At 34.4% G+C, this 5,555-nt stretch carries 6 protein-coding genes; all 6 read right to left on the bottom strand.

Annotated elements, in window-relative coordinates:
• Nucleotides 1–78: 78 nt before the first annotated feature.
• The gene (locus NFR56_RS09705) at nt 79–609 is read right to left on the bottom strand and encodes a hypothetical protein (protein WP_251458797.1); all 531 of its coding nucleotides are present in this window, start codon (nt 607–609) and stop codon (nt 79–81) included.
• A gap of 574 nt (nt 610–1,183) precedes the next feature.
• On the bottom strand, nt 1,184–2,335 hold the full coding sequence (locus NFR56_RS09700) for a low temperature requirement protein A (RefSeq protein ID WP_134974541.1): 1,152 nt from the start codon (nt 2,333–2,335) through the stop codon (nt 1,184–1,186).
• Between the two features lie 214 nt (nt 2,336–2,549).
• The gene (locus NFR56_RS09695) at nt 2,550–2,966 is read right to left on the bottom strand and encodes a helix-turn-helix domain-containing protein (protein WP_071788307.1); all 417 of its coding nucleotides are present in this window, start codon (nt 2,964–2,966) and stop codon (nt 2,550–2,552) included.
• A gap of 28 nt (nt 2,967–2,994) precedes the next feature.
• Complete coding sequence (locus NFR56_RS09690) at nt 2,995–3,438, bottom strand: DUF1269 domain-containing protein (protein ID WP_223361914.1); 444 nt, start codon at nt 3,436–3,438, stop codon at nt 2,995–2,997.
• Nucleotides 3,439–3,958: 520 nt separating this feature from the next.
• Nucleotides 3,959–4,474 (bottom strand): HdeD family acid-resistance protein, encoded by a 516-nt coding sequence (locus NFR56_RS09685; protein WP_003004261.1) that lies wholly within the window; start codon nt 4,472–4,474, stop codon nt 3,959–3,961.
• A 218-nt stretch (nt 4,475–4,692) separates the two neighbouring features.
• The gene (locus NFR56_RS09680) at nt 4,693–5,109 is read right to left on the bottom strand and encodes a helix-turn-helix domain-containing protein (RefSeq protein ID WP_225305933.1); all 417 of its coding nucleotides are present in this window, start codon (nt 5,107–5,109) and stop codon (nt 4,693–4,695) included.
• Nucleotides 5,110–5,555: the final 446 nt, after the last annotated feature.

The raw sequence follows: 5,555 nt of genomic DNA, 5'->3' as shown, positions 1-5,555 counted from the left end.
TACTCAACTGTGCGGAGGTGGGACGACGAAATCGAATTCTAACGAATTACCGATTTCTGTCCCACTCTCTTTTCTTTGCTATAAAACGGTTATTCGGTATTCGTCCGTCAAGTACTTGGAAAGATTTTGCCAATCTTCTTCCTTAAATTTACAAAGATTGACGAAGAGTTTTACGGTATGGTGCTCTGTATCAATGATGGTATTGGATTTTGAGAGATTTTCTAGTGTAGTATTGCCCCTCAGTTGAAAGTCGATGAAATAACTCTTACTATTTTGGTGATCCGGGTCACTGACATCAACCACTTTATAGGCTGCACTCAGCAAATCTTCCTTGGGAATAAAGATATCTTTTGTCAGAATCACTCCCTGATAAGCATGGATCCCATCAGAAGTCAGCTCAAAGGCGATCTGACGACTGGTCAGTCTTTTGATCCCAGCAATGGTTGCATAGATCGCAATCAACAATAAAAGGATCTGAATGAGAGTGATAAAAGTGATTTTTGGAAACCCCTCAAAACCTAGGATCGATAAAAAAGCTAAGTGGATAAAGAGCGCACAGGCAAAAGCCAGAGAGCCATATCCGACATATTTTGAATAATAGATTTTCATTTTGGACTCCTTACATTTAAGATGCAACGAAAACTTGGAATTTCAAGTACCCTTATCATAGCGGATTCGGTGAAGAGCTGTCAAATGTTTGCTAGGGTTCAAAGGTGCTTTTTTTATTATAAATGGAATAACAATGGTGCAGAATGATTTAACTTCGTACGCTACATTATAGTATATAAAAATATGAGCCAAATGCTCTTAAGACAAGCAAAAAAGCCTTGGTTTTCAAGGCTTTTTGTGCATAAAAAAATGCCCCCTACATGAATTTGTAAGAACTTTTCATATTGAAAATAAACAAAAATGTTGAAATATAGCTGATTTTAGGGAAATACTTTTAGGTATTTTCAATGTCAGGATTTAAAAATGGGGCAAAAGTGGGGCAAAAACAAATTAACGAAAAAAATATCGAGTTCGTGCATCAAGTAAATGATAAATTGCAAGAATAAGTGCAACATTTACTCGAACTCATCCTCTAGAGCTTCACTAGCAGTTCTGTAAGCTAAACATTTTCGTGGTCGGTGATTGATATCATATAAAGCCTTGGTTCCCAAAGCTTTTTAATGTTATAAACTCATTAAAATAACTCCCAGTTAGATTTGGAATATTTTTTATTCTGTGTCATATAAAAATAAATAAAATGAATGGCTATAGCTAGAGCTAAAATGGTTGTAATACTCACTACTATTATAGGATTAGAAGCAAAGATTAAAGAGAGAATCAAGGCAGCCAGATAGAGTGTCGCTTGGACACAGTAGTAACTTTTCGAATAGCGAAGATAGTGTTTGTTACAGGGCCCATTTACTAGGACAGCAACTTGGAAGAGGCCAAATCCGATATAAGAGAAGATGGTTGCAAAGAGACGATTAGCTTCAGGATTCTGAAGAAAACTCATCGATACAGTCATCATAATAAGTCCAATGAAAATAGGATAGTGACTGTAAATTAGAAATAGTCCCTTTTGATTAGATTTTTCATCAATAGCATGGTCAAATTCACCAAAATAAAATAGGAACAGAGAAAGCATAATAATGAAATAAAGAACCGAATAAATCGAGAAATTCTCGATTGTAAAGAAGTTAGCTAGCTCCATAATCATCTCTCCAAACGTAATAATGACAAGAAGGGAGATGCGCTCGATTAAATGGGGGAGATTTACCTGGTAATGCTTATCTTTACTAAGCAAGATAATTGGCATAATAAATGTTAGCAGAATACTAGCAAAGAAGATATAGACTCTAACGTAAATAGGAAGAGGAAGAAGAGCTGCTAGATAGACTCCTAAACTTCCTAGCCCTGTTATCCATAGAAAACCTTTGATACTTTCCCGATTAACATCTTCGGTTGATTTTCTAAAAAACTCAACCAAATATTGAAAAAATAAGGTAAGGGTTAATGTACCAATAGCCCAACAGAGATAATGAAAATATTGTTGCCAATCAGGTCCAATCATATTGGCTATAAAGAGTAAAAGTCCCATTTTGATAAACATGATTACCATGTTAAATAAAGAGTTCTTTCCATAGCGATTGGTATAAACGGTTTGAATCATCCAGGAATCGGTGAGAACCAAGACAGCCATGAAAAAATCAAGGAAAGAATTCCAAGTCAAAATACCGTTATGAAGATGGTCAATTAAAGTAGTTGCTTTTGAAATTGCAAAAACAAACACTAGGTCATAAAATAGTTCTGAAAATTCTACACGTTTATGCTTAATAAGAGTTGTCATATTAATACCTTTCTACTTTAGAAATACAATTCATTATAACAGAAAATGGTAATGAGAGAAAAGGATATGCTTAAATAACTTCATGTGACGCGAATTGTCAAAACCTTGGAGCACATTTACCTCATGTACCAACTCACAGGCAGAGTGTTTGATGATTGATAATGAAGAATAAGATTTTACAATAGAAAAGCGAGGATATCCTCGCTTTTTTTATTTAATCTAATAGCTCCTTATTTTCAATTAAGAGCTCTAGTGGAGATTTATCTCTTGCTTCAATAAAACCAGGTTCATATTGGGTATGAAGTGTTCTTTTCTGAGAAGTTGGATCAATATACAACTCTTTTCCATCTTCTGTGTATAGTTGGTTGCCTCTTGTTAGGTAAAGTAAATCCTCTAAGTACTGTCCATCAGTATGTAGGAAATGCTCGATGTATTTGACAGCTTTTAAGATTTCACTTACTTTATCAGAGTATTCATTAGATTCAAGAACACTCTTTTCTAACTCAATCTCTTTACTCGTTCCAAAGAGTTGGGTTGGAGTTGCATTAAAATATTCCGCTATCTTATCCAAATTTGCAAAGGTAGGATAGCTTTTTTGTTTTTCGTAATCAGAGATGGACTGTTTACCGATTCCTAATTACCTCAGTCTCTTCAGTCTGTTAATTTTTTTTCGAAAATTTCTCTTTAATACTAGCTTTCAATTTATCAAATTTTTCACGACGAGCTTCTTTTTTATCCGCAATTAAGCGAGCTTTAGCTTGATGCTCTAAATCTTCTTGAATTTTGAGAGCTGACTCTATCTCTGCCGCAACAGTAGCGACATCCCATCTAGCAATGTCAACCTGATACTTTTCAAAAATAGCATTTAAAACAGATTCATCATTTTCTTGTACAAGTGCAATAATAGCTACTTCGCCATTAGTCAACTTTTTACTAACGGTTGTAATTAATGCCGAATTGATCAATTCTTTGTCTGAACCAACGGAGGCGCCAATTGCTCCACCAGTAGCAAAACCAAAGAGAACACCTAGTGGTCCACCTAAAATTCCGATTAAACTACCAATTAATCCGCCTTCGAAATAATCATCTCCTAGGGAATTCATCAAATCAAAGCTATCTTTGACGTTAACAACACCATTTTCAGCTTTTACAATTGAAGCCTGAGCTAATTTTGTATTTTCAGTTTGAACAAACTGTTTTAATTCTGAAAAGCCTAAAAGGACTATACTGTAAGTGACAAAACAAAACAGGAGGATAGTCCAAATGAGCCACTTACATTAGTCCTGTGAAATACAGAACTAAATCCTTCACTTAAATTATTTGTTTAACTTTTGTGGTCAGAACAAACAGTGCTTTTTTTGTTGAAATCGCAAAGAATCTAAGCTTTCTTTTTGCAGATAACATTCGCTCTTTTATTTTCGGTATGATTGAGTCGATGCCCCGTTCTCGACCGGTTATTATTGCAACTTATCGAATGCTAGAGCACTATGCCATCACTTTTTGGAAGAATACTTGGAGCAATTCTACGTAGAATGGAATGCGAAAAAGTGATAATTAAAGAGACGAAAAAGCTGAGAATATGATTTCCCAGCTTTTTTGAATGCGATAGAAATAGCAACTAGACTATTTACGAAAGGCCTCAATAATGTAGGTGAAGCCAGTAACTAAAAATGAAAAGGCAATGACATAAACGACAAAGACACCTGTAGCCACTGGATTGAACAGAATCACTAGACCTAGTAAAAATTCAAGCAAGGCTACCCACATGATATTGCTACCAATAATAGGGAAAATCAATCTTAGACGATTGCCTTTAAAGAAAGCAATAATGGCTTCTACAATTAACCAAATTCCTACAATGGTCGGAATGACGACCGGCAGGGTCACAAAGCCATAAGCAACGAGGTAAAGAGCTAAGAGAAGACTAACAAATCCTTGGAAAAGATAAACAGGTGAGCGAAGCTCTTTTGGTGCAGAGAAATAGCCTAAAATAGCTGCTATAGAAGAAACCAGTAAACCAAATGAAATCCACCAGCTGTAAGCAACAAGATTAGCTACTGGGTTTGTAAATAGGAAAAGTCCTAAAAGGACAAAAACAACTCCTGCAAGGAATAGCAGTAAACGATTAGAAAATTTCATTTCAATACCCCCTATATAGTATAGTTTGCTAATAAAACTATTGTACTTATTTTTATAGAAAATGTCAATAAAATAAATAAACAATTTGGAAGTTTCAGTCTGACTTACAAAAAGAAAAGGAGTTTTCACTCCTTTTCACAGATTGAAGACAAAGTCCTTATAAAAGTGTCTTCTAAAGATTTTAACTTCAATCTGAAGCGAGGTTATCCTCGCTTTTTCTATTTATCAAACAATTCCTTATTTTCAATTAAGAGTTCTAGTGGAGATTTATCCCTTGCTTCAATAAAACCAGGTTCATATTGGTTATGAAGTGTTCTTTTCTGAGAAGTTGGATCAATATACAACTCATCTCCATCTTCTGTGTATAGTTGGTTGCCTCTTGTTAAGTAAAGTAAATCCTCTAAGTACTGTCCATCAGTTTCTAGAAAATCTTCGATGTATTTGACAGCTTTTAAAATCTCACTTACTTTATCAGAGTATTCATTAGATTCAAGAACACTCTTTTCTAACTCAATCTCTTTACTAGTTCCAAATAGTTGGGTTGGAGTTGCATTAAAATATTCTGCTATCTTATCCAAATTTGCAAAGGTAGGATAGCTTTTTTGTTTTTCGTAATCAGAGATGTCTGGAAAGATTGCTCATAAAAAAATGTGGGGCAAATGATGGGGCAAATCAGTTATAGACAAGCAAAAAAGCCTTATAAATCAAGGCTTTTTCCTGTTGATTTAGATGCCCCCTGCATGGATTTGGAAAGGATTTTCATATTGAGAGTAATTAAAAATATTGAAATATAAGTGATTTTAGGGAAGTACTTTTAGGTATTTCCAATGTCATGATTTAAAAATGGGGCAAAAACGAATGACTCTCATTTGGTTTGAAAACCTATAATATCTAATGATTATGCTATACTAGAAATATAGTGTTGTTATCAATAAATATCAGTGCGAGACTAATCGGAGGATAAAATGGAAAAACAAATTAATGAAAAAATTATCGAAATGGATTGTACTGACCCCAAAAAGTTAGACAATGAATTTACACAAAGGATTTAGTTCTGTATTGCACAGGACTGAGTCCTTTT

This window comes from Streptococcus caecimuris (assembly GCF_943193075.1).
GTDB classification, from domain to species: domain Bacteria; phylum Bacillota; class Bacilli; order Lactobacillales; family Streptococcaceae; genus Streptococcus; species Streptococcus caecimuris.
Note: the sequence above shows the minus strand (reverse complement) of the source record. Positions and strands in the feature narration are given on the sequence as shown.

Excerpts from the sequence above, each read along its gene's own strand:
- NFR56_RS09705 (WP_251458797.1), bottom strand. The coding sequence starts at position 609 with ATGAAAATCTATTATTCAAAATATGTCGGATATGGCTCTCTGGCTTTT.
- NFR56_RS09700 (WP_134974541.1), bottom strand. The coding sequence starts at position 2,335 with ATGACAACTCTTATTAAGCATAAACGTGTAGAATTTTCAGAACTATTT.
- NFR56_RS09690 (WP_223361914.1), bottom strand. The coding sequence starts at position 3,438 with ATGAATTCCCTAGGAGATGATTATTTCGAAGGCGGATTAATTGGTAGT.
- NFR56_RS09685 (WP_003004261.1), bottom strand. The coding sequence starts at position 4,474 with ATGAAATTTTCTAATCGTTTACTGCTATTCCTTGCAGGAGTTGTTTTT.